A 24,196-nucleotide genomic window follows, 5' to 3' on the forward strand; every position below is an offset into this window, starting at 1 on the left:
AACTTTCGTCGATGGAGGCGATTCATGAACAGACCACCGTGGACGTCGATCGAATTTCGACACTTCCTCGCCTTGGCCGAGGTGGGTCGGACAGGTTCGTTCACGGCCGCCGCCCACGCACTCGGGTATACCCAATCCGCGATCAGTCAGCAGATAAAGAAGCTCGAGTCCGTGGTGGGGCGGCGTCTGGTCGAGCGTCCCACAACCACCCTCCATTCGGTCACGTTGACCGACGAGGGAAAGATCCTGTTGGAACACGCGAAAGCGATCCAGGCACGGCTCGACACAGCGTGGGCCGATCTCACCGCGTTGTCCGAGGGCGCTGTCGGAACGCTGCGAGTCGGTAGCTACGAGAGCGTCGGCACCAGAATCCTTCCGCACGCCCTGAAGCTGTTCAAGGAGGTTTGGCCCCGGATAGACGTCGTGCTCGAGGAACACGACGACGACGAGATCCTCCTCCAGCGGGTCGAGGGCGGCGAGTTGGACCTGACCTTCATGGTCTTCCCCCTGACACCAGGTCCATTCGAATCCGCTGAGCTGCTTGTCGATCCGTACGTTCTCGTGGTGCCCGAGGAATCGTCGATCGTGACCGGGGACGTCCCGATGCAACTCGACCGGGTATCCGACCTTCCCCTGATCGCGTACGGAAAGCTGCGAGGGATCCACGACATCGCCGCGCGGCTCGGACGCCCCAGCCTGAACGATCAAGTCATCTTCCGCAGCAACGACAACGGCACGATCATGGGCATGGTCGCGGAGGGCTTGGGCGCGGCAGTCATGCCGCGACTGTCGGTGGACGCCAACCAGTCCGGATTCCGGATGGTCGACTTGGACCGGGTGAGTCCCAGGATCATCGGGATCGCGTGGCATCGCGGTCGGCGAATCACTCCCGTCATGCAGTCGTTCATCTCGGCGGCACAGAGCAGCGCGGGCCTGCTCGCAACGTAGGGACGCCGGCCCGACGTCATGCACCGCTCGGCGAATCCATCTGCCGGTGAATGCAATGCGTGGCCGATCACGATGGCCGTTCGTCCCCGTTCCAGGCCTGGAACGGGACGAACGGCAACGCCGGCGGGATCGCAGGCTGCCCGGTGTCAGCCTGCCGAAACAGTGCGGTGTGCCGGTTATCGACTGGTCGACACCAGATCCTTTTCGACGATGTCGATGCGGTATTTCCGGGCACGGTCGAGGATCGCCTCGGCCGTGCGCAGACGGGAAGATAGCTTCCGTCGATGCTGTCGGTGCGGTTGGCGAGGAGTTCCCTGGGACGCTGCACTTCTTCCGCGCTGGGCGCAAACTCGGTGTTGGCCATCCGAATGTGCTCCGGCTTCACACAGAGCATGCCGCCCATTCCATTTGCCACGGACCGGCGGCAGTAGCTGCGATTCCCGTCCGTGTCGTCCTCGCAGTGCACGAGCACCGAGTGAAACACCCCGGCACCGAGCGCATCCCGGAGGAAAACCTCCTCGAAATCCTGCCGCTCCGATGGTGGACTCGGCCCACCAAGTCTGCCGACCGGTGACCTCGGGCCCGACGTGCTCGAGTCGCCGATGCCGATCACCGGCACTTACCGGCCCGCCGGCCCCGCGAATCGTCGGGCGCAGCCGGTCCTCCAGGCGGTCCGCCCCGTGCGTCGACCCCGTCCACTCTACGTCCGGGAGAGCGATCGTCGGTGTATTCGTCGACGCATTCACGATCAGCATAAGCAGAAGTAATGACCTCCATCATTAATGCGAGCTTGCCGCGGGTGATGCGCATCACTCAGCATGGATTGCGCATGATCCGTACGAAAGGCAGATGAATGACTTCAGAGCTGGCGGCGGTCGCCTTCGATGCGACTGCAATTGCAGAGATTATCGACCTGGATCGGTATCCGATCGATCGCCTGGATTCCGAGGAAGGTCGCCGACTGGTAGAGCGTTGTCAAGACGATCTGCGCAATCACGGCGCATGTCAGCTTCACGGATTCATTCGACCGAATGCTGTCGAAATCCTGGTAGCCGAGGCCCTCGAAAAGGCCGGGAATGCGTACCGGACGGACGACACGCACAATGTGTATTTCGAGGAAATTCCGGCGGACGCGGCGGCCGACGACCCTAGAGTGATGCTCCAGCACTCCTCGAAGCTCACGATCGCGTGGGACGAGATCGCCGAGGAATCCGCCCTGCGAACGGTGTACAACTGGGATCCGCTGACCGATTTCATCGGACAGGCGTTGGAAATGCCCAGCTTCTACCGCTACGACGATGCGCTGGGTGCGTGCTCTGTGGCCCTGTTCGAGCAGGGCGACGAACTGGGCTGGCATTTCGACCGATCACACTTCGCGGTGACTCTCATGCTCCAGCCCACCGACGAGGGCGGGGAATACGAGTACTTCCACATGCTCCGATCCCCGGAATCGGAGAACTACGACGAGGTGGCGGAGCGACTGAACGGGTCACGAGCCGGCGTGATCACCCTGCAGAACGAACCGGGCACCCTCAGCTTCTTCCGTGGCCGGTACTCCATGCACCGCGTCACCCCCGTGGCAGGCGAGCAGACACGAGTCAACGCCGTCCTCGCCTATTCCGAAAAGCCCGACGACAAGCTGAACAGCATCACCCAGAAGCTCTTCTACGGACGCACAACATAACCGCGCGACGGCAGTAACGGGCCCGGAGGCGTGCAAGTGAGTCGGGCAACCTTGCCTCCGGGCCCTTTCGTATCTCATCGACATGATCGCGCCCGAGTCTGCAGTTCCTTTGAATTGATCAATTCGGCACGAAGAACACAGACGAAAAAGGGAATTTCCAGTGCACGACAATAAGGTAGGTCAAAACTTGACCGGGAAATATCTGACTGCTCTCACAGCTAACTCTCTGGGCTCATTCGAAGTGGATGCGGCCTCCCTCGACCTCATGGAACGTTCATGGAAGACAGCGACGAGCGCATCCGGACGTCGACAGGTATACGGTCGGACGACTGGAGTCGGAGCCAACCGCGAGGTACAGGTCGACCAAGCCCTCGACCAAGATCTCCGGCTACTGCGCAGCCATGCGACGGGTACCGGGCCCTATCTCTCCCACGACACCGTCCGCGCTGCGATGATCGCGAGGCTGAACCAGCTACTGGCCGGCGGCTCCGGCATGCACCCGGACATCGTCGAGGCGATGTCGAAGTCGCTGGCCCAGGACGACCTGCCACGGGTCCACGCTTCGAGCGCTATCGGAACCGCGGATCTCAGCCAGTTCGCCGAGATCGCGCTGGGCCTCATGGGCGAGGCCGACCTCGAGAGCGGTCGACGGGACCCGCTCTGGCACCCCCGTCCCGGCGATGCTCTTGCGTTCATCTCTACGAACGCCATGGGCGTCGCGCGCGGCATGGCTGCGTGCCGGGCGATGGAGCATTACATCGCGCACTACGAGGCTGTCGCCTCACTGTCACTGATCGCGACCCGCGGCTCGACCGAGGCCTTCGACGAGTTCGTCCACGCATCGCGCCCGCAACCACACCAGGCATCGACCGCAGCGAGGATCCGGGCTCTCGTTGCAGACCACGAGTGGGTCCCGCGGCGGGTGCAGGATTCGTACGGGTTCCGCGCCCTCCCGCAGGTCCTCGGACCTGCAATACACTCCCTCGAATCCTATTCGGCCGCACTGGACATCGAGTTGAACTCGGCAGCCGAGAACCCGGTGGTGAGTGCCGATCGAGACGACGTCTTCCACAACGCGAACTTCCACACGCAGGCTCTGGCACTCGCGTGCGACCACAGCAAACTCGCTCTCTTCGGCGTCGCAAATCTGTCGACTCGGCGGCTGGCGAACCTCACCGAGCCGGCGTTCACGGGCCTGGATCCGTTTCTGGCGGTCGGCCCGGCCGGTAGCAGCGGGGTCATGCTGCTCGAGTACATCGCGGCGGCGGCCCTCGCCAGATTCCGGAACTCGTCGGCTCCGGCGACGCTGGGAACAGTCACGATCTCGCGCGGAACCGAGGACCACGCGAGTTTCCATACGCAGGCCATCGACCAGACGCACGAGTGCATCCAGTCTGCAAACGAGGTACTCGGCTGTGAACTCATCGCTGCGGTGAGGGCACTTCGCATCCTCGGCGTTTCACTCGATCCGATCACCCCGCTCGGTGCCTACCTCCAGAGGGCTTCGAGCGTTCTCGATCCGAACAGCCTCGATCGACCACTCACCCAAGACCTCGAGAACGCGGTCGACTTCCTCACCCAGTCTCATGGACTGAAAGGCATTTGATATGTCCGAGAACTCAGTGATCGCCGATTCCGGCGACAAGCCGGCCGCACCAACCGCGCTCGACCAACTGCCTTTCAGTCGATTTCACGCCAAGATCACCGCGATGACGCTCGGCGCCAATTTCTCCGACGGCTACGCTCTGGGAATCATCGGCGCAATCCTGCCCACTATCAGTGTGCAACTCGGCCTCTCCTCCTTCTGGGAAGGGATGATCGCCAGTTCAGCGCTGATCGGTCTCTTCTTCGGGAGCCTGATTCTGGGAAGAGTCGGAGACATCATCGGGCGCCAACGCCTCTACGTGCTCAACTTCGTGCTGATCGCGGCGGTGTCGTTGATGCAGTTCTGGACTCCCAACGTAATGATGTTGTTCGTTCTGCGCGTTCTCATCGGCTTCGGACTGGGTGCCGACTATGCAGTCGGCCCCACCCTGATGTCGGAGTTCGCGCCGCGCAAGCAGCGAGGGGCCATGCTTGCGTCGCTCACGGTGGCGTGGACCGTCGGTTATGTCGCCGCCAATGTGATCGCCACGTATCTCAATACCGGCGACGACTCGTGGCGCTGGCTCCTGGCGAGCGGCGCGATCCCCGCCGTGATCGTGCTGGTCGTCCGCATCGGCACGCCGGAATCACCCGGATGGCTCATCAGTAAGGGGCGGGTCGACGAAGCACGCGCGATCGTCCGCCGCTGCTTCGGAGTGGAACTGGATACAAGTGCGTACACGCAGGAAGGGGAATCCACTGGATACAAGGAACTCTTCAGTGCGAGCAACAGGACGCGCACTTGGTTCGGCATTCTCTTCTTCAGCGCTCTCGTGCTCCCGTACTTCGCGATCTACACGTTCGTTCCCACGATCCTGTCCGAACTCGCTGTCGAGGATGCCGATCTCCAGTACCTGCTCCTCAACATCTTCCTCCTCGTCGGAGGCATCGCCGGAATCTGGTTCGTCGCGAAGATGCCGCGGCGCTCGTTCACCATCGTGTCCTTCGGAGTCCTCGCGGTTTCCCTCGCAGCTCTGGGCGCGCTCAGCGACATGTCGGTCACGGCGATGATGATTCCGTTCGTCATCTACACATTCGTGATGTCGGCCGCATCGAACATCACGCAGGTCTACCCTCCCGAGCTCTTCCCCACGAGCCTCAGAGCCTCCGGCGTCGGATTGCTCAACGGGCTGAGCCGAATCGCCTCGGCTGCCGGCACCTTCGCTCTCCCTCTCAGCCTGACGAACTGGGGAATCTCCGTCACGATGTACTGGCTCGCAGGCGTACTGCTGCTCGGCATGCTGGTCTCGATCCGATGGGCGCCCGAGACCAGATCACAGAACCTGGTTTGAGCGCTTCATCGAACCGGGCATAAGTCGAGACGAAGAAGCTGGAACGCAGATGCCGCACTCCGCGATCCGCGCGGAGTGCGGCATCTGTTGCTGATGGAACGTCAGTGTGGTGCAGCCTCGCCGAAACGCCAATCGTTTGCTCTGACGAGGGGCCCCGAGGTTCGAGCCGAAGAGGGGTCGCAGGATCACCCCCGCCATGCAGTCGTTCATCTCGGCGGCACAGAGCAGTGCGGGTCTGCTCGCGACATAGGGACACAGGTTCTGCGTCATGCACTCTGATCGACGAATCGATCTGCAGGCAAAGATAATACGTGTCCGAGTGCGAAACGGTCACCGTGCCCGGGGTGGACACGCGTGTCGTACGGAAGGCCCCGGAGGGTTTCGTGAACCGAGTCGGGAACTCGACGCCGCCCTCGCCCGTCGGTCGGCCGGCGCCTCTCCAGGGCATCACCGGCGAGTAGGGCGCCCAGACGGGCGACGTACAGGGACACCGCCCCGGCCGTAGGGGAAGGGGTGTGCACCACCTGGATCTCTTCGCCGGCCACCGCAATACGCTGTCCGTCGTCGAGTCGCCAGTAGCGGTGGTCGCCGTGAAACCCCTGCCACAGAACGTGGTCGGCCGGATGCAACAGAACCGGGGCGTACAAGCCGCACGCCACATCGACCGCCGCGGCGAAGTGGGAACTGCTCCCGTGCGTGCAGATCACCGCGACCACCGATCGGTCACCCACGGCAGCAGCGATCTCCTCGGTACTACCGGCCGCATCGACGACGACCACGTCCGTATCATCGCCCACCAGCCAACAATTCGTTGCGTCCGACTTCGCGGGAGTGATTCGGCACCGCTCCGACAACCCGGTGACCACAACCTGCTCGACCCGAAATGTACCGCTCATCGAACCTCGATGCGTAGTGTCCGCCAACTCGTCTCGAGGACGAACGTTCACGTGCGCCTCTCACTACGAGGCTAGTCAGGCGCGGGCAGTGCGGGTACTGGTCGAGCGGAGAGGCGGACCTGACCGAACGGGCAGGAGATCAGGCGATGGACGCGGATACGCGTTCGTCCCCGTTCCGGGCCTGGAACGGGGACGAACACGGTTGTGTGCCTTGTTATCGGCTCACTACACCCCGGCCCCTTCGAGGATGTCGATGCGGTACTTCCGGGCGCGGTCGAGGATCGCCTCGGCCGCGCGCAGACGGGGCAGGTAGCTTCCGTCGATACTGTCGGTGCGGGTGGCGAGGAGTTCCCTGGCGGCCTGCACTTCTTCCGTGCTGGGCGCAAACTCGGTGTTGATCATCCGAATGTGGTTCGGCTTCACACAGAGCATGCCGCCCATCCCATTTGCCACGGACCGGCGGCAGTAGGCGCGAAGCCCATCCGTATCGGATGCGAGGGACGGCCCGTCGATCGGCGCGGGGCGTCCGGCCGATCGACTGGCCAGGACGAGGTGGGACCGCGCCCCCATGACCGTGGCGGAGTCGTCCGTCGCCGACGTGTCGTGGCGGAAGTCGCCGCTGCCGAATGCCAAGCGGGTCAACGCGTTCGCACGCGCGATCGATACCGCGTTCAGAACCCCTGTCGCCGACTCGATCAGGGCGATCACACCTCCGGCGAAGTCGCCGAGCCCGGCCGCGGTCGCATCGATCTCGGCCGGGTCCTCGGTCTTCGCCAGCACGACCCCGAGAATCCCCGGGCAATGGGCCGCGAAGTCGAGGTCGAGTTGCCAATCCGCGGTGGTAGCCGGATTGACCCGGATCCAGGCCTCCCCACCCCTCGCTGCCCAATCGTGGATCTCGTCGCGGGCACGCGGCCTGTCTCCGGGCGCGACGCCGTCTTCGAGATCGAGGATGACGGCGTCGGGGCCATACCCTCGAACCCGGTCTTCCAGTTCGTGCGTGCGGGTTCCGGGCACCAGCAGCCACGAACGCGCGTCACGAGGAGCGACCGCTCCGACGGACTCACTGATGTTGCGGCAGTTCAGGGTAGTGATGACATTTCCTCTCGTGGATGGAGCACAGGTCAGTTCTGCGGATCAGCCGACCATCCGCCGCAGCTGACGCGACGCGACGGACAGGGCCGCGAGGTCCCGTCGGCCGGATGCGGCGATCTCCGCGAGCGACTCGCGAGCCCGGCGCAGACGGGACTCGTTGCGCTCCTGCCATTCCGTGATCATCCGGTCGGTGTCGTCACCGGGCAGCGCCTGCGCGAGGACGTCCAGTGTGAGGGCGCGCACGCTGTCGTACAGCTCGTCGCGCAGAGCCAGGCGCGCGAGCGCATCCCAGCGCCCCTCCTTGGGCAGCTCGGAGACCCCGTTGAGCAGCGGGACGAGTCCCACCCGCTCGCACAGATGGAAGTAGAGCTCACCGGCGACGGCCGTGTCGCACTCGGCCAACTCCGCGATCTCGACGACGTCGAGCAGGCCGAACCGGTCGAGCGCCAGTTCGACGTCCTGAACCAGGTCCTCGGGTGCGCCCCGCTCCGCGACCGCGCGCGTGCGGTCGCGGAGGTTGGTGCGGTCGGCGCCCACCAGCCACTCCTCGAGGTGCGCGGACGCGTCCTCGATCCGGTCCTTGAACCGCGCGATCTCCGCTCCCACCGCGAGCGGCTGCGGCCGACGGTGCAGCATCCAACGCGACGCCCGGTCGAGCAGCCGCCGCGTCACCGAGACCAGTTCGTCGGCGACCGCGCTCGGAACATCGGCTGCCGCGATCTTCGACCACAGCTCGGGGAGCCCGAACACCTCGCTGACCACACTGAACGCCCGGACGGCGTCATCGGGAGTGGCGCCCGCCTCCTCTCCGAGGCGGAAGACGTAGCTGATGCTGCCACGGTCGACGACGTCGTTGGTCAACGCCGTCGCGACGATCTCGCGGCGCAGTGGATGCCGGTCGATGGCGTCGACGTGATCGCGCCGAAGGGGCTGCGGGAAGTACTCGCGCAGGATCGGCAGGAACACGTCGTGGTCGACGAGGTCGCCGGCCAGCAGAGCGCCCTTGAGCTCGAGCTTCACGTGCGCCATCAGCGTCGCCAGTTCCGGCGCCGACAGACCCGCCCCGGACCGGCCCAGCGCCGTGATCGCCTTGCGATCGGGCAACACCTCGAGCCTGCGATCCAGCGCGCCGGCCGCCTCGAGTGCCGCGATCTGGCGTCCGTGTGCCTCCAGCATCGAGGGTGCGGCGGCGATCGCCGTGCCGATCAACTCGTTCTGGGAGACGTTGTTCGCCAACACCAGTGCGGCGACCTCGTCGGTCATCTCGGCCAGCAGGTGCGGACGCACCTCGGCATCGACGCTGCCGGCGCCGACCAGATCGTCGACCAGGATCTTGATGTTGACCTCGTGGTCGGAGCAGTCCACACCGGCCGAGTTGTCGAGCGCGTCGGTGCCCACGCGTCCTCCCGCACGAGCGAACTCGATTCGCGCCGCCTGCGTGAAGCCGAGGTTGCCGCCCTCGCCGACGACACGGGCGCGCAGATCGCACCCGTCCACGCGCACAGCGTCGTTCGTCTTGTCCCCGGCGTCGGCATGCGACTCGGTCGAGGCCTTGACGTAGGTGCCGATGCCGCCGTTCCACAGCAGGTCCACCGGTGCGCCCAGGATCGCCCGGATCAGTTCGGGCGGTGTCATTTCCGTCACGTTCGCGTCGAGACCGAGGACGCGACGGACCGCATCGCTGATCGGGACGGACTTCGCGCCGCGTTCCCACACGCCGCCGCCGGGGCCGATCAGCGACCGGTCGTAGTCGGCCCACGAGGATCGCGGCAGCGCGAACAGCCGCTCCCGCTCCGCGTACGACCGTTCGGGATCCGGATCCGGATCCAGGAAGACGTGCCGGTGGTCGAATGCCGCGACCAGTCGAATGTGCTTGCTGCACAGCATCCCGTTGCCGAAGACGTCGCCGCTCATGTCGCCGATGCCGACCGCGGTGAAGTCTTCCCGCTGGCAGTCGACCCCCAGTTCACGGAAGCGCCGCTTCACGCTCTCCCACGCGCCGCGCGCGGTGATGCCCATCGCCTTGTGGTCGTACCCCACCGAACCGCCGGACGCGAAGGCGTCACCCAACCAGAAGTCGTACTCGGCCGCGACCGCGTTCGCGATGTCGGAGAACGAGGCGGTGCCCTTGTCTGCGGCCACCACGAGGTAGGTGTCGTCGCCGTCGTGGCGGACGATGCCCGGCGCCGGGACGACCGCCCCGGTGCGCCGGTCGATGTTGTCCGTGAGGTCGAGCAGGCCGCTGATGAACGTGCGGTAACCCGCGACACCCGCCTCCCGCAGCGAGGCGCGATCGGCCTCGGCGTCTCCGGTCGGCGCGGGCGGGCGGCGCAGCACGAAGCCGCCCTTGGCCCCGACCGGCACGATCACCGCGTTCTTGACCGCCTGGGCCTTGACCAGGCCCAGCACCTCGGTGCGGAAGTCCTCCCGGCGATCCGACCAGCGCAGCCCGCCGCGGGCCACCGCGCCGAACCGCATGTGCACACCCGCGACGGTCGGCGAGTACACGAAGATCTCGTGCCGCGGGCGGGGCTCGGGCAGCTCGCCGATGCTGCGCGAATCAAGTTTCAGCGCAAGGGAATCGCGTGCGGGAGTGGCGAAGTGGTTGGTGCGCACGGTGTTGCGGACGGCGCTGAGGAGCGCCCGGAAGATCCGGTCCTCGTCGAGCCCGGACACCTGCTCGATCGACGCCGACACCGCCGCGGCGGCCGTCTCTCCGCCGTCGCCCGGCGCCACCGACGGATCGAATCGCGCCGTGAAGCACTCGACGAGGCCGACCGCGATCGCCGGGTAGCGGCACATCACATCGGCGACATACGCACTGCTGTAAGGCAATCCACCTTGCCGCAGGAACTCGGCGTACGCGCGGAGCGCCGACACGTCGCGCCACTGCAGCCCCGCGCGGGCCACCAACTCGCCCAGGCGGTCCGCCTCGGCGGCACCCACCCACAGCGCCTCCACCGCCGCACCGAAGCGGCGCGCGAAGTCGTCGAACCCGTCTTCCGGGGCGATCGGGTACCGGACGGTGAATTCGTACACCCAGCAGGGCAGGTCCGCCGGAGACACCAACGCGTAGGGACGTTCGTCGAGGACCTCGACCCCGAGGCTCTGCAGCAGCGGCATGAGATCCCCGAGCGACGCGGGTCGCCCGCCCACGTACAGGGACAGGCGGTGGGTGGCGCGCGCCGTCACGTCGGGGACGATCCGGACGCCGACGCCCCCGTCGGCGAGCCCGGCCAGGATGTCGAGGTCGACGCGTGCGCGCTCGGGGGTGATGTCCTGCTTGTACCCCGCGGGGAGGCCGGAGACGAATCGCGCGAGATGCTCACGCGCTTCGGGGTCCGCGTCGGCGAGCACACGCTCGTCCCAACTGCGGAAGACACGGGCGAGAGCGTCGTCGATCTCGCTGGGGTTCGTCGTCGGATCGGTCTGGGTGGAGACGGTGGTCATCTGGGAACCTTCCGCCGGATGCCACGCTGCATCCGGCTGGTCGTCGTGTCCGTTCAACTGGTCGAGTTCTCGAAATCTCGGGGCCGTACAGCGGCCTGCCCCTTGACACGAGCTTGTATAGACAGGAATATACAAGTCATAGTTGCAGAACGTGAGCCAGCGCACAACAGCTACGACAAAACGGATGCCGACGACAACGGAGTCGCTCGACAGCCACCGGAGCAGCGCCCTCACCGCCCGATCACTAGGAGTTACCCGATGGACATCACCTCACCCGGCCACGAGGCCCGCCCGGTCAGCGCACCCCGCGGCTCCGAGCTGAACACCCTCGGGTGGCAGCAGGAGGGCGCGCTGCGCATGCTCATGAACAACCTCGACCCCGAGGTTGCCGAGCACCCGGACAACCTGGTCGTCTACGGCGGCACCGGCCGCGCCGCCCGCAGCTGGGCCGCGTTCGACGCCATCGTCGCGACCCTCAAGACGCTGAAGAACGACGAGACCATGCTGGTGCAGTCCGGCAAGCCGGTCGGCGTCTTCCGCACCAACGAGTGGGCTCCGCGCGTGCTCCTCGCGAACTCCAACCTCGTCGGCGACTGGGCCAACTGGGAGCAGTTCCGCAAGCTCGAGGACGAGGGCCTGATGATGTACGGCCAGATGACCGCCGGGTCCTGGATCTACATCGGTACCCAGGGCATCCTGCAGGGCACCTACGAGACCTTCGGTGCGATCGCCCGCAAGCGCTTCGACGGCACCCTCGCCGGCACCATCACCCTCACCGCCGGCATGGGCGGCATGGGCGGCGCCCAGCCTCTCGCGGTCACCATGAACGACGGCGTCGCGATCTGCGTCGACTGCGACGTCACCCGCATCGACCGCCGCATCGCGCACAAGTACCTCGACACCAAGGCCGACAGCATCGAGCACGCGCTGCAGCTGGCGACCGAGGCCCGCGACGCCCGCAAGCCGCTGTCGATCGGCCTGGTCGGCAACGCCGCCGAGATCTTCCCGGCACTGCTGGAGATGGACGCCCCGATCGACATCGTCACCGACCAGACGTCGGCGCACGACCCGCTGTCCTACCTGCCGCTCGGCGTCGACTTCGCCGACATGAAGGCGATGGCCGAGAAGGATCCGGCCCAGTTCACCGAGGACTCCCGCAAGTCGATGGCCGCGCACGTCGAGGCGATGGTCGGCTTCATGGACAAGGGCGCCGAGGTCTTCGACTACGGCAACTCGATCCGCGACGAGGCCCGCAAGGCCGGCTACGACCGCGCGTTCGCGTTCCCCGGCTTCGTCCCGGCCTACATCCGTCCGCTGTTCGAGGAGGGCCTCGGCCCGTTCCGCTGGGCCGCGCTGTCGGGCGACCCGAAGGACATCGCCGCGACCGACAAGGCGATCCTCGAGCTGTTCCCGGAGAACGAGCACCTCAAGCGCTGGATCGAGATGGCCGGCGAGAAGGTCGCCTTCGAGGGCCTGCCCGCCCGCATCTGCTGGCTCGGCTACGGCGAGCGCCACAAGGCCGGCCTGAAGTTCAACGAGATGGTCGCCAACGGCGAGCTGTCGGCCCCGATCGCGATCGGCCGTGACCACCTCGACTCCGGCTCCGTCGCCTCGCCGTACCGCGAGACCGAGGCGATGAAGGACGGCTCGGACATGATCGCCGACTGGCCGCTGCTCAACGCCCTCGTCAACACTGCGTCGGGCGCCTCCTGGGTGTCGATCCACCACGGTGGCGGCGTCGGTATGGGCCGCTCGATCCACGCCGGTCAGGTGTGCATCGCCGACGGCACCGAGCTGGCCGCGAAGAAGATCGAGGCCGTGCTCACCAACGACCCGGGCATGGGCGTCATCCGCCACGCGGACGCCGGCTACGAGCACGCCATCGACACCGCGCGCGAGCGCGGCGTGCGTATCCCGATGACCGAGAACAACTGATCCTCACACCTGAACAAGGGCTCACGACGACCAGCGTGAGCCCGAACCGGCGGCACTGACGTCGGCTCCGCGGCGAGCGGCAACGCGCAGGACGATCCCCCCTGCGTGTTGCCGCTCGTCGTCGTTTCCGGGGCCGGGACGACGGCGAACTGCGCCCTCTGGACAAACGGCGCGATCGGATGCGATAGTCACGTATGCCACTAGATGGCAATTGACTTCCACTAGATGAAATCTAGCGATTCCCCCTCTCGTTCCCCCTCAGGAGTTCCCGTGACCGCTCAGACTCTCGACGACGCCCTCGACCTGTCCGAATTTCGCAGCACCGTCCGCGCTTTCGCGAACGCGGAGATCCTTCCCGGCGCGGCCGAGCGCGACGAGTCCAAGGAGTTCCCCGCGCACCTGATGCGCCGCCTGGCCGAGCAGGACCTGATGGGCATCTCCGTTCCGGAGGAGTTCGGCGGACTCGGGCTGTCGACGCGCGCCCAGCTGGTTGCCGTCGAGGAGGTCGCCCGCGCCGACGCCGCACTGGCGTCGATCTACACCGCCCACTACCTGGGCCTCGAGCCGATCCTCGTCGGCGGGACCGAGGAGCAGAAGAAGCGCTGGCTGCCCGGGCTGGCCTCGGGTGAGGTCCTGGCCGGCTTCGCGCTCACCGAGCCCGACGCGGGCTCGGACATCGCCTCCATGCGCACCGTGGCGCGCCGCGAGGACGACGGCTGGCACCTGTCCGGCTCCAAGACCTTCATCTCCAACGCCCGCGAGGCCGACCTGGTCGTGCTGTTCGCCAAGACCGATCCCTCCGCCGGCTTCCGCGGCATCACGGCCTTCGCGGTCCCGAAGGGCACGCCCGGCATCAGCTACTCGGAGCCGCAGGACAAGATGGGCATCCGCTCGGCGCCCACCTACACCGTCTACCTCGACGACGTGGTCCTGCCGCACGACGCCGTCATCGGCACCGAGGGACGCGGCGGCAACATCGCGCTCACCGCACTCAACCGCGCCCGCATCGACGTTGCCGCAATGGCCAACGGAATCGCCCTGCGCGCTTGGGAACTCGGACGCGAGTACGCCGCCGAGCGCAAGCAGTTCGGGCACCCCATCTTCGAGTTCCAGGCCATCCAGCTGCTGCTCGGTGAGTGCGACGCCAAGCTGGTCGCCTCGCGCGTGACCGCCGACTGGGCCTCCGACGTCAAGGACGCCGGCCAGGACCTGCGCCGCGCCGCCTCGATCTCGAAGTTCGTGGCGACCGAGGCCTGCTTCTCGATCGTCGACCAGGTCGTCCAGATCCACGGCGGCGCCGGGTTCATGCGCGAGTCCGAGATCGAGCGCCTCTACCGCGACTGCCGGATCCTGCGCATCTTCGAGGGCACCTCGCAGATCCAGCTGCTCACCATCGCCGGCAACGCCCCGTCGATCCGTTCCACCGAGTACTGAGAGGCGAGGCGAACATGACCACCCCCGCACTCCCCCCGCTCGACGGCGTCCGCGTCGTCGACCTCTCCCGCGTCCTCGCGGGCCCGTTCTGCACCGCGCTGCTCGCCGACGCCGGCGCCGACGTCGTCAAGATCGAGTCGAAAGCCGGCGAGGACTCCCGCCACCTCGGACCGTTCCGCGACGGCGAGAGCATCTACTTCAACGTCCTCAACCGCGGCAAGCGCTCGATCGCGCTCGACCTCAAGGACCCCGAGGACCGGGAGTCGTTGCTGCAGTTGATCGCCGACGCCGACGTCGTCGTCGAGAACTTCCGCCCCGGCGTCACCAGCCGGCTCGGCATCGACTACGAGGCCGCCCGCGCCCGAAACCCGAAGATCGTCTACGCGTCGATCTCCGGTTTCGGGCAGAAGGGCCCGATGGCGGGCGCCGCGGCCTACGACCTCGTGGTCCAGGCGCTGTCCGGCGTCATGAGCATCACCGGCACCGAGGACTCCGGCCCCACCCGCCTGGGCGAATCGTTCGGCGACACCATCACCGGCGTCTTCGCCGCGTGGGGCATCAGCACCGCACTGCTGGCCGCCCGCAGCACCGGCCAGGGCCAGCACCTGGACGTGGCGATGTTCGACAGCATGCTCGCGATGCTGCCCACCGCGCACAGTCAGCTGCAGGCGTCCGGCGAGACCCCGAAGCGCGTCGGCAACCGGCACCCGGTCTCGACGCCGTTTGACACCTATCGCGCCGACGACGGCCTGTTCGTCCTCGCGATCGCCAGCGAGAAGGGCTTCCAGACGCTGGCCCGGACCATGGGCCGCGACGAACTGCTCGCCGACCCCCGGTTCGCGGACGACACCCTGCGCACCGAGAACGAGCCCGCGCTCCGCAAGGAGATCGAGGCGTGGGCCTCGGGCCGGACCGTCGCCCAGGTCCTCGAGGTGCTCGACGCGGCCGGGCTGGCGGGCTCGGAGGTGTGGACGGTCGAGCAGGCGCTCGGGTCGGATCAGGCCCGGCGCCGCGGGGTCGTCGAGTCGTTCGAGCACCCGGCCGCCGGTACCGTGGCGTACGTCCGGCAGCCGGTCGTCTTCGGCGACAGCACGCGGCCGGAGGTGCGGCGCAGCCCGCTGCTCGACGAGCACCACGACGAGATTCTCGGCGAGGCGCGCCCGCGATAGATTCACGCAGTCGGCCGATCGGTCGACACCCTCGGCATGGGAGACACGCATGGCCCCCGGTGAGACACGCAGTGTCAGTCGCACCTTCGAACTGCTCGGCGCGATCATCGAGCACGGTGGGCTCACCCTCGCCGACGCCGCGAAGACGACCGACCTCGCCACCAGCACGGCGCTGCGGCTGATCCGCAGCCTCGAGCAGACCGAGTTCGTCCTCCGCGGCGAGGACAACGTCTACCGGGTCGGTCCGCGACTGCTGCAGATCGGGGCGAGGGCCATCGCGGACAACCAGTTGCTGCTCCGCGCGCAGCCGGCCATGACCGAGATCGCCGAGATCACCCGGGAGTCGACGTACCTGTCGGCTCCCGGGCCTCGCGGCACCGCGTTGTACATGGGGCAGATCGAGGGCACCCACGCCATCCGGCACATGGGATGGGTCGGGCAGACGGTGCCGCTGCGGGGAACCGCCGTCGGTGCCGCGCTGCTCGGCGAGGTGGGCGAGCACGGCTACGCCATCGCCCACGACACGATCGAGGACCACTCCACCGGCGTGGCCGCCCCGATCTACGACGCGATCGGCCGGATCGTCGGGGCCCTGAGCGTCGTCGGCCCCACCTTCCGACTGGACGACGACGTCTGCGCTCAGCACGGGCAGGTCCTCGTCGAGCGCTGCGCGCGACTGTCGGCCGAACTGGGACGCACCGTCCCGTCGTAGTCCGAGACCCGCAGTTCGCGAAATGAGAAGTTTGGTGCCGCGGTCTCGTATCCGAGACAATGGCGCGGCACGCCGGTCGGGACGATGACGCGGCACTCCGGCCGATCGGCCGGGATCGGAAGGGGTCATTCGATGTCGACGAGCCGGGTCAAGTCCGCGGAGCGGGTGCTCGACGTGCTCGATCTGCTCGCCCGGCGCGGTGTCCCGATGGCCGCGACCGAGATCTCGAGCGCGCTGGACCTGCCCAAGAGTACGACGCACCACCTGCTCAACGTGATGCGGGACCGGCGGTTCGTCGCGTACTGGCCCGATCAGCGGGCGTGGACGCTCGGCGTCTCCGCGTTCGAGGTGGGGGCGTCGTACATGCGGTCCGGTCCCCTGCACCGCGAGGGGCAGCGACACATGGTCGCGCTCACGCAGGCCGCGGACGAGACGTCGCATCTGGCGGTCCTGCAGGGCACCGACGTGATCTACCTGGACAAGCGCGAGCCTCTCAAGCCCGGCGTCCGGCTGGTGACGGAGGTCGGGACCCGGCTGCCCGCGCACCTGACCGCCGTCGGACGCGCGATCCTGGCGCGTCTCGATCCCGAGCAGCTCAGCGCGCTGTACGCCGGGTACACGTGGCCGACGCGCACCGGCGAGGGGCCGACGTCGCTCGACGACCTGCGGGCGCTCCTGCGGGCCGATCGCGAACTGGGGTACGCGGTGGAGCGCGACTCCACCACCAACGGCGTCACGTGCATCGCCGGTCCCGTCGTCACCCGGGACGGCCGTCCGGTCGCCGCGCTGGGTGTCGCGTACCTGACCGGCGCGCGTTCCGACGCGGAGACGACGGAACTGGCCCGGCTGGTCACGGACGCGGCCGCGCACTTCTCGGACAGCCTCAGCGACCGCATGGTCGAAGAGTCCATGGAGGCCTGACCCGCCCACCCGCCCGTCCCCGTTCGACAGTCCCCACCCACCTGTTGTCTTATATACGAGACTATGGTCTCGTATACGAGACATATTCGTCACGGCTGCGGATCCGTCGCGACCGCCCGGCCGTCCCTGCCTTCGGAGTCCCCATGACCCTCACCGCCCAGTCCACCGACATCGTCGACGTCGGACTCGGACCCGTCACCGTCCAGGACGTCGTCGACGTCGCCCGCCGCGGCCACGGGGTGCGCCTCACCGACGACGCCCTCGCCGAGATCGCGCGCTCGCGCCGACGCATCGAGGACCTCGCCGTCGACCCCCGCCCGGTGTACGGCGTCTCGACGGGCTTCGGCGCGCTCGCCACCCGGCACATCCCGCAGGAGCTGCGGACCCAGCTGCAGCGCAGCCTGATCCGCTCGCACGCCGCCGGGTCCGGACCCGAGGTGGAGCGCGAGGTCGTGCGGGCGCTGATGCTGCTGCGCCTGTCCACGCTCGCGACCGGACGCACCGGCGTGCGCCCCGAGGTCGCGCAGGCGTACGCCGACCTGCTCACCGCCGGGATCACGCCGGTGGTCCACGAGTTCGGCAGCCTCGGCTGCTCCGGCGACCTCGCCCCGCTCGCGCACGTCGCGCTCGCGGTGACCGGGGAGGGCACGGTCCGCACCGCGGACGGACGGCTGCTCGACGCCGCCGACGCGCTCGCCGAGCACGGCCTGAGCCCGGTCGTCCTCGCCGAGAAGGAGGGCCTGGCCCTCATCAACGGCACCGACGGCATGCTCGGCCAGCTCGCGCTCGCCGTCACCGATCTCGACCACCTGCTCAAGCTCGCCGACATCGCGGCCGCGATGAGCGTCGAGGGCCTGCTCGGCACCGACCGGGTGTTCGCGGCGGACCTGCAGGCGCTGCGCCCGCACCCCGGACAGGCCGCGGCCGCCGCCAACATGGCTCGCCTGCTGGCCGATTCGCCGATCGTCGCGAGCCACGCCGGCCCCGAGGACACCCGCGTGCAGGACGCCTACTCGCTGCGCTGCGCACCGCAGGTGGCCGGCGGCGCGCGGGACACCGTCGAGCACGCCCGCACGGTCGCGCACCGCGAACTCGCGTCGGCGGTCGACAACCCCGTCGTCACCCTCGACGGCCGGGTGGAGTCGAACGGCAACTTCCACGGCGCCCCCGTGGCCTACGTCCTCGACTTCCTCGCGATCGTCGCGGCCGACGTCGCGAGCATCAGCGAGCGCCGGACCGACCGGTTCCTCGACGTCGCCCGCAATCACGGCCTGCCGCCGTTCCTGGCCGACGATCCCGGCGTGGACAGCGGGCTGATGATCGCGCAGTACACGCAGGCCGCGATCGTCTCCGAGCTCAAGCGGTTGGCGGCGCCGGCGAGCGTCGACTCCATTCCGTCGTCCGCGATGCAGGAGGATCACGTCTCGATGGGGTGGTCCGGCGCCCGGAAGCTCCGCCGCGCCGTGGACGGACTCACCCGGGTGCTCGCCATCGAGATCCTCACCGCGGCACGGGGTATCGATCTTCGCGCGCCGCTGCAGCCCGCGCCGGGCACGGGCGCGGTGGTCCGCACGCTCCGCGAGAGCGTTCCCGGTCCGGGCACCGACCGCTTCCTCGCCCCCGAGATCGACCGGGCCGTCGCACTCGCCGCGTCCGGCGCGCTGGTCGCGGCCGCCGAGCACGAGATCGGCGCCCTGCAGTGACCCGCTCGATCGGCCTGCCCCGGGCCCGACCCGAGATCGACGCGCTGCCCGCGTATTCGCGGGCCTCGGGTGCCGCGACGGTCCGCTGGCGCGCGTCGAGCAACGAATCCACCATCGCGCCGTCCCCGGCCGTCGTCGAGGCGATCGCCCGCAAGGGCGCACACGGACACCTCTACCCGACGCTGTTCGCCGACGACCTGGTCGCGGCCCTGGCCGAGCGCCTGTCCGTGCCGGCCGACGCGGTGCTGACCGGCGCCGGTTCGCTGGCACTGCTGCAACAGGTCCTCACCGCCTTCACCGGTCCCGGCACCGAGGTGGTCCACGCGTGGCGCAGCTACGAGGCGTATCCCATTCTCATCGGGATCGCCGGCGCCACAGCCGTTCCGGTGCCGCTGGACGCGGCGCACCGGCACGACGTCGATGCGATGATCGCGGCGGTGACGCCCGACACCCGCGCGGTGCTGGTGTGCAACCCGAACAATCCGACGGGCACCGAACTCACCGAGACCGAGTTGCGGCGACTGCTCGACCACGTGCCCTCGGACGTCCTGGTGATCCTCGACGAGGCGTACCGCGAGTTCGCCGAGGAGCAGGTCGATGGCGTGGAACTGCTGCGCGAGTACCCGAACGTGGTGGTGCTCCGGACGTTCTCGAAGGCCTACGGCCTGGCCGGCCTGCGCGTGGGGTACGCGGTCGCCGACTCCGCCGTCGCCGCCCCGTTGCACGCCGCCGCCCCGCCGTTCGGCCTGAGCTCGGTCGCCGAGGCCGCGGCGTGCGCCGCGCTCACCGACCCCGGGCACACCGACCGGATCGTGGAGTCGGTCCGGGCCGGACGCCGGCACCTGCGCACGGGACTCGCCGACCGGGGCATCGAAACCCCCGCCAGCGGAGGAAACTTCGTCTGGATCCCGGTGGGCGACCAGGCCGCTTCCCTCGACGCCGCCTGCGTCGCGCACGGGGTGTCCGTGCGCGCGTTCTCCGGCGAGGGCGTGCGGGTGACCGTCGGCGACCGCGACGCCGAGGATGCTGTGCTCGCCGCCGTCGACGCCTTCACCGCAGACCGACAGAACTGATACGAGGAACCCGATGTCTCTCACCGCCCTCGCCGACGCCCTCGGCTCGAGCCGGCTCGTCACCGATCCCGACGTCATGGACGCCTACACCCGCGACGAGGCGCACCTCGCGACCCCCGGCCGGCCCCTCGCCGTGCTGATCGCGGATTCCGCCGAGGACGTCGTCGCCGCCATGAAATGGGCCACCGCCCATCGCGTTCCGGTGGTCCCCCGCGGCGCGGGCAGCGGCCTGGCCGGCGGCGCCACCGCGATCGACGGCTGCCTGGTGGTGTCCACCGCGGCCATGCGCACCATCGTCGAACTGAACGCGGCCGATCAGCTCGCGGTGGTGCAGGCCGGTGTCGTCAACGCCGACCTCGACGGGGCGGCCGCCGAGCACGGGCTGATGTACGCCCCGGACCCGAGCAGCTACCAGATCTCGACGATCGGCGGGAACATCGCCACCAATGCCGGCGGACTGCGCTGCGTCAAGTACGGCGTGACCCGGGATTCGGTGCTGGGTCTCGAGGTGGTGCTGGCCGACGGCCGGATCCTGCGCACCGGGCACCGCACCGTCAAGGGCGTCGCCGGCTACGACCTCACCGGGCTGCTGGTCGGCTCCGAGGGCACCCTCGGGATCGTCACGAGCGCGACGGTCCGCCTGCGCCCGCGCCCGCCCCGGGAACCGGCGACGATCGTCGGCAGCTTCGGCTCGCTGCGCGCGGCCGCGGACGCCGTCGCCGCGGTGGTTCGTGCCGGGATCGGGCCGAGCCTGCTCGAACTGATCGACCGCGCCACGCTGGCGGCGATCGACGAGTGGAAGCGCATCGGCCTCGAGCCCGGGACCGAGGCGATGCTCATCGCCCAGGCCGACGGACCCGACGCCGACGAGGCCGCCACCGCGATCGAACGGCACTTCACCGAGGCGGGCGCGGACTTCGTCGCGGTCTCCCGGGACCCCGCCGAGTCGGCGCAGTTGCTCGAGATTCGCCGCCTGGCGTACCCGGCGGCCGAGCGCCTCGGGCAGTGCCTGGTCGAGGACGTCGGGGTGCCGCGCTCGCGGTTGCCGGAGATGGTCGAGTCGATCGAGGAGATCTCGCGGCGGCACGCCGTGACCGTGATGACGGTCGCACACGCCGGGGACGGCAACGTGCACCCGACGTTCGTGTTCGACCGCCTCGCCGACGGGTCGGTCCCGGACGCCGTCTGGACGGCCGCCGACGAGGTGTTCCGACGCGCTCTCGACCTGGGTGGCACGCTTACTGGTGAGCACGGCGTCGGCGTGTTGAAGCGACGCTGGATGGCGCTCGAAGTGGGAGAGGCTGGTTTGGACATCCATCACGCGGTGAAAGCCGCGTTCGATCCGCTCGGTCTGATGAATCCGGGGAAGGGCTTCTGACCGGCGACCAGGCGAAACAATCCGAATACAAACCGAATGTTGACAGACCTGTATATACAGGCCTATACATTTTGCACTGACATGGCGTGATCCAGCGCACAAGCACGAAGAAGGTGGGCATCACCCCCGGAAGTCGACCCCGCCGCACGGTGGGATCAGCAGAAAGAACAGGCCCCATGACACACGACGGCAGCACATCCGAGGTGCTCCTCACCCCCGAGCGGCGCACCATCGACGTCGTCCCCGACAATGAGCGCCACGGCACTCCCCGTAGCCAGTTCACGCTGTGGTTCGGCGCGAACATGCAGATCACGGCCGTCGTCGACGGCGCCCTGGCCGTCGTGTTCGGCGCCGACGCGCTCTGGGCGATCCTGGGCCTGCTGATCGGCAACGTCTTCGGCGGCGCCGTGATGGCGCTCCACTCGGCGCAGGGCCCCCGGATGGGCCTGCCGCAGATGATCTCGAGCCGCGCCCAGTTCGGCGTCAAGGGCGCGGTCATCCCGCTCGTGCTCGTGATCCTGATGTACCTCGGGTTCGCCGCCACCGGCACCGTCCTGGCCGGCCAGGCCGTGAACAAGGTGCTCGGCATCGACAACGCCAAGGTCGGCATCGTGATCTTCGGGTTGCTCACCGCGTTCGTCGCGGTCACCGGCTACAAGCTGATCCACATCGTCGGCCGCATCGCCACGGTCGTCGGCGTCATCGGCTTCACCTACCTGGCCGTGCGACTGTTCATGGAGTACGACGTCGCGAACTACGTCGGAACCGTCGACTTCGACGTCGTGACCTTCCTGCTGGCGATCTCCCTGGGCGCCGGATGGCAGCTCACCTTCGGCCCGTACGTGGCCGACTACTCCCGCTACCTGCCCCGCGAGACCAGCGAGCGCACCACGTTCTGGTCGACGTTCCTCGGCAGCGTTATCGGATCGCAGTGGTCGATGACCTTCGGCGCGCTCACCGCGGCCGTCGCTGGAAAGGCATTCCTCGGCAACCAGGTCGGCTTCATGGGCGACCTCGCCGGCCCGGCGATCATCGCCTTCCTGATCTACCTGGTGATCGTGGTCGGCAAGCTGACCGTCAACGTCCTCAACGCGTACGGCGGATTCATGTCGATCCTCACCACCGTCACCGCGTTCGACGGCCGCTCGCAGATCTCCACCAAGGCCCGCACGCTGTACATCCTCGGGTTCACCGTCGCCTCGATGTTCATCGCGATCGCGGCGAGCGCGGACTTCCTGGACAACTTCAAGAACTTCGTCCTGGTGCTGCTCATGGTGTTCACGCCGTGGAGCGCAATCAACCTGATCGACTACTACCTGATCTCGAAGGAGCGCATCGACATCCCGGCGCTCTACGACCCGAAGGGGCGCTACGGAGCCTGGAACGTCCCGGCCCTGCTCGTCTACGTCGTCGGCGTGCTCGCGCAGATCCCGTTCCTCGCGCAGAAGATGTACACCGGCCCGATCACCGACATGCTCGGCGGCGCGGACATCTCGTGGATCGTCGGCATCGTGTTCACCGGCCTGATCTACTACCCGGTCGCCAAGCGGACGAACAACCCGCCCAGCGAAATGATCTACCCCGCCCACACCGCGATGGTCGACAGCCGGGTCTGAGCCCGGCCACCGTCCAACCGCATTCCCTCCCGACCTAGGAGCCTCACGTGACCACGACCGGTCCCCGGACCACCGCACTGACGAACATCGGAACCCTCGTCACCAACGACCCCTCACTGGGCGAGGGGGCGCTGGGTGTCCGACACGATGCAGCGGTCGTCTTCGAGGACGGCGTGGTCGCGTGGGTCGGTGACTCCGCGGACGCCCCGGCGGCCGACGCCGGACACGACCTCGGCGGCCGGGCCGTGCTGCCCGGCTTCGTCGAGAGCCACTCGCACCTGGTGTTCGCGGGCGAGCGGGCCGAGGAGTTCGCCGCACGCATGGCGGGCGAGAAGTACGCGGCGGGCGGCATCCGCACCACGATCGAGGCGACGCGGACCGCGAGCGACGAGCAGCTCGCCGCGAACGTGCAGCGGCTGCTCGACGAGTCGCTGCGCTCGGGCAGCACCACCGTCGAGATCAAGAGCGGTTACGGCCAGAGCGCCCGGGACGAGCTGCGCAGCGTCCAGGTCGCGAGCCGGTTCACCGACGAGGTCACCCTGCTGGCCGCGCACGTGCCGCCGCCCGAGTACGCGGGCCGCGCCGACGAGTACGTGACGATGGCCGTCGACGAGATGATCCCGGCGTGCGCTCCGTACGCGAAGTGGATCGACGTGTTCTGCGAGCGCGGCGCGTTCAACCTCGAGCAGTCGCGCGCCGTCCTCACCGCCGGCGTCGCGCACGGCCTGATCCCCCGCGTGCACGGCAACCAGCTCGGCGAGGGCCCGGGCGTGCAGCTGGCCGTCGAGATGGGCGCCGCCTCGGTGGACCACGTCACCTACGTCACCGACGCGGACATCGACGCGCTCGCCGGCAGCAACACCGTCGCGACCCTGCTCCCCGGCGCGGACTTCTCCACCCGCAACCAGTACCCCGGCGCCCGCGCGCTCCTCGACGCCGGTGTCACCGTGGCGCTCGGCGCGGACTGCAACCCCGGCACCTGCTACACCACCAGCCTGCCGTTCTGCATCGCCATCGCCGTCCGGGACATGCACATGACGCCCGCCGAGGCCGTGTGGGCCGCGACCGCCGGTGGCGCCCGCGCCCTGCAGCGCGAGGACGTCGGCAGCCTGCGCATCGGTGCCCGGGCCGACGCGATCGCGCTCGACGCACCGTCGTACCTGCACCTCGCCTACCGTCCGGGTGTGCCGCTGATCCGCGAGGTGTTCAAGGGCGGCGTCCTCGCTACCGCCACGAACTGATCGAC

General features: G+C 68.3%; 18 protein-coding genes. 14 read left to right on the forward strand and 4 right to left on the reverse strand.

The features are described from left to right. Window positions 1-24 precede the first annotated feature (24 nt). The gene (locus EGT67_RS11890; RefSeq protein ID WP_164877545.1) at window positions 25-948 is read left to right on the forward strand and encodes a LysR family transcriptional regulator; all 924 of its coding nucleotides are present in this window, start codon (window positions 25-27) and stop codon (window positions 946-948) included. Window positions 949-1,015: 67 nt separating this feature from the next. Here EGT67_RS11890 and EGT67_RS25195 read toward each other — a convergent pair whose 3' ends face one another. Continuing rightward, window positions 1,016-1,561 carry a hypothetical protein gene (locus EGT67_RS25195; RefSeq protein WP_206612352.1) on the reverse strand — a complete coding sequence of 182 codons (546 nt, stop codon included), beginning with the start codon at window positions 1,559-1,561 and terminating at the stop codon, window positions 1,016-1,018. 240 nt (window positions 1,562-1,801) lie between these two features. On the opposite strand from EGT67_RS25195, the gene EGT67_RS11900 reads away from it, so the two are divergent. The 3 genes from EGT67_RS11900 to EGT67_RS11910 all read left to right on the forward strand — a co-directional run bounded on the left by EGT67_RS11900 (window position 1,802) and on the right by EGT67_RS11910 (window position 5,568). Continuing rightward, a complete protein-coding gene (locus EGT67_RS11900) occupies window positions 1,802-2,632 on the forward strand; it encodes a HalD/BesD family halogenase (RefSeq protein ID WP_127916278.1) in 831 nt (276 codons plus the stop codon). Between the two features lie 160 nt (window positions 2,633-2,792). Next, complete coding sequence (locus EGT67_RS11905) at window positions 2,793-4,238, forward strand: aromatic amino acid ammonia-lyase (protein ID WP_127916279.1); 1,446 nt, start codon at window positions 2,793-2,795, stop codon at window positions 4,236-4,238. A 1-nt stretch (window position 4,239) separates the two neighbouring features. Next, complete coding sequence (locus EGT67_RS11910) at window positions 4,240-5,568, forward strand: MFS transporter (RefSeq protein WP_127916280.1); 1,329 nt, start codon at window positions 4,240-4,242, stop codon at window positions 5,566-5,568. 266 nt (window positions 5,569-5,834) lie between these two features. On the opposite strand, the gene EGT67_RS11915 is transcribed toward EGT67_RS11910, so the two are convergent. The 3 genes from EGT67_RS11915 to EGT67_RS11925 all read right to left on the reverse strand — a co-directional run bounded on the left by EGT67_RS11915 (window position 5,835) and on the right by EGT67_RS11925 (window position 11,009). Beyond that, complete coding sequence (locus tag EGT67_RS11915) at window positions 5,835-6,464, reverse strand: MBL fold metallo-hydrolase (protein WP_127916281.1); 630 nt, start codon at window positions 6,462-6,464, stop codon at window positions 5,835-5,837. Window positions 6,465-6,689: 225 nt separating this feature from the next. Continuing rightward, window positions 6,690-7,481 carry an HpcH/HpaI aldolase/citrate lyase family protein gene (locus EGT67_RS11920; RefSeq protein WP_241565985.1) on the reverse strand — a complete coding sequence of 264 codons (792 nt, stop codon included), beginning with the start codon at window positions 7,479-7,481 and terminating at the stop codon, window positions 6,690-6,692. Window positions 7,482-7,601: 120 nt separating this feature from the next. After that, window positions 7,602-11,009 carry an NAD-glutamate dehydrogenase domain-containing protein gene (locus tag EGT67_RS11925; RefSeq protein WP_127916283.1) on the reverse strand — a complete coding sequence of 1,136 codons (3,408 nt, stop codon included), beginning with the start codon at window positions 11,007-11,009 and terminating at the stop codon, window positions 7,602-7,604. 258 nt (window positions 11,010-11,267) lie between these two features. On the opposite strand from EGT67_RS11925, the gene hutU reads away from it, so the two are divergent. From hutU to hutI, 10 genes are all read left to right on the forward strand, one after another. Next, on the forward strand, window positions 11,268-12,944 hold the full coding sequence (gene hutU, locus EGT67_RS11930; protein WP_127916284.1) for a urocanate hydratase: 1,677 nt from the start codon (window positions 11,268-11,270) through the stop codon (window positions 12,942-12,944). A gap of 270 nt (window positions 12,945-13,214) precedes the next feature. Further along, on the forward strand, window positions 13,215-14,378 hold the full coding sequence (locus tag EGT67_RS11935; protein ID WP_127916285.1) for an acyl-CoA dehydrogenase family protein: 1,164 nt from the start codon (window positions 13,215-13,217) through the stop codon (window positions 14,376-14,378). 14 nt (window positions 14,379-14,392) lie between these two features. Beyond that, on the forward strand, window positions 14,393-15,547 hold the full coding sequence (locus EGT67_RS11940; RefSeq protein WP_127916286.1) for a CaiB/BaiF CoA transferase family protein: 1,155 nt from the start codon (window positions 14,393-14,395) through the stop codon (window positions 15,545-15,547). A gap of 49 nt (window positions 15,548-15,596) precedes the next feature. Beyond that, window positions 15,597-16,259: an IclR family transcriptional regulator gene (locus tag EGT67_RS11945; protein ID WP_127916287.1), complete on the forward strand. Its 663-nt coding sequence runs from the start codon at window positions 15,597-15,599 to the stop codon at window positions 16,257-16,259. A 132-nt stretch (window positions 16,260-16,391) separates the two neighbouring features. Next, window positions 16,392-17,180, forward strand: coding sequence for an IclR family transcriptional regulator (locus tag EGT67_RS11950; protein ID WP_127916288.1), 789 nt, complete (start codon window positions 16,392-16,394; stop codon window positions 17,178-17,180). A 143-nt stretch (window positions 17,181-17,323) separates the two neighbouring features. After that, window positions 17,324-18,883 carry a histidine ammonia-lyase gene (gene hutH, locus EGT67_RS11955; protein WP_127916289.1) on the forward strand — a complete coding sequence of 520 codons (1,560 nt, stop codon included), beginning with the start codon at window positions 17,324-17,326 and terminating at the stop codon, window positions 18,881-18,883. Continuing rightward, window positions 18,880-19,956: a histidinol-phosphate transaminase gene (locus tag EGT67_RS11960; RefSeq protein WP_127916290.1), complete on the forward strand. Its 1,077-nt coding sequence runs from the start codon at window positions 18,880-18,882 to the stop codon at window positions 19,954-19,956. The genes hutH and EGT67_RS11960 overlap by 4 nt, the downstream gene beginning before the upstream one ends. 13 nt (window positions 19,957-19,969) lie before the next feature. After that, complete coding sequence (locus tag EGT67_RS11965) at window positions 19,970-21,334, forward strand: FAD-binding oxidoreductase (RefSeq protein ID WP_127916291.1); 1,365 nt, start codon at window positions 19,970-19,972, stop codon at window positions 21,332-21,334. A 176-nt stretch (window positions 21,335-21,510) separates the two neighbouring features. Then, a complete protein-coding gene (locus EGT67_RS11970; protein WP_127916292.1) occupies window positions 21,511-22,950 on the forward strand; it encodes a purine-cytosine permease family protein in 1,440 nt (479 codons plus the stop codon). A 47-nt stretch (window positions 22,951-22,997) separates the two neighbouring features. Next, window positions 22,998-24,191, forward strand: a complete 1,194-nt coding sequence (gene hutI, locus EGT67_RS11975) for an imidazolonepropionase (protein WP_127916293.1) — start codon at window positions 22,998-23,000, stop codon at window positions 24,189-24,191. Window positions 24,192-24,196 lie beyond the last annotated feature (5 nt).

Source organism: Prescottella agglutinans (assembly GCF_004011865.1).
Classification (GTDB): Bacteria; Actinomycetota; Actinomycetes; order Mycobacteriales; family Mycobacteriaceae; genus Prescottella; species Prescottella agglutinans.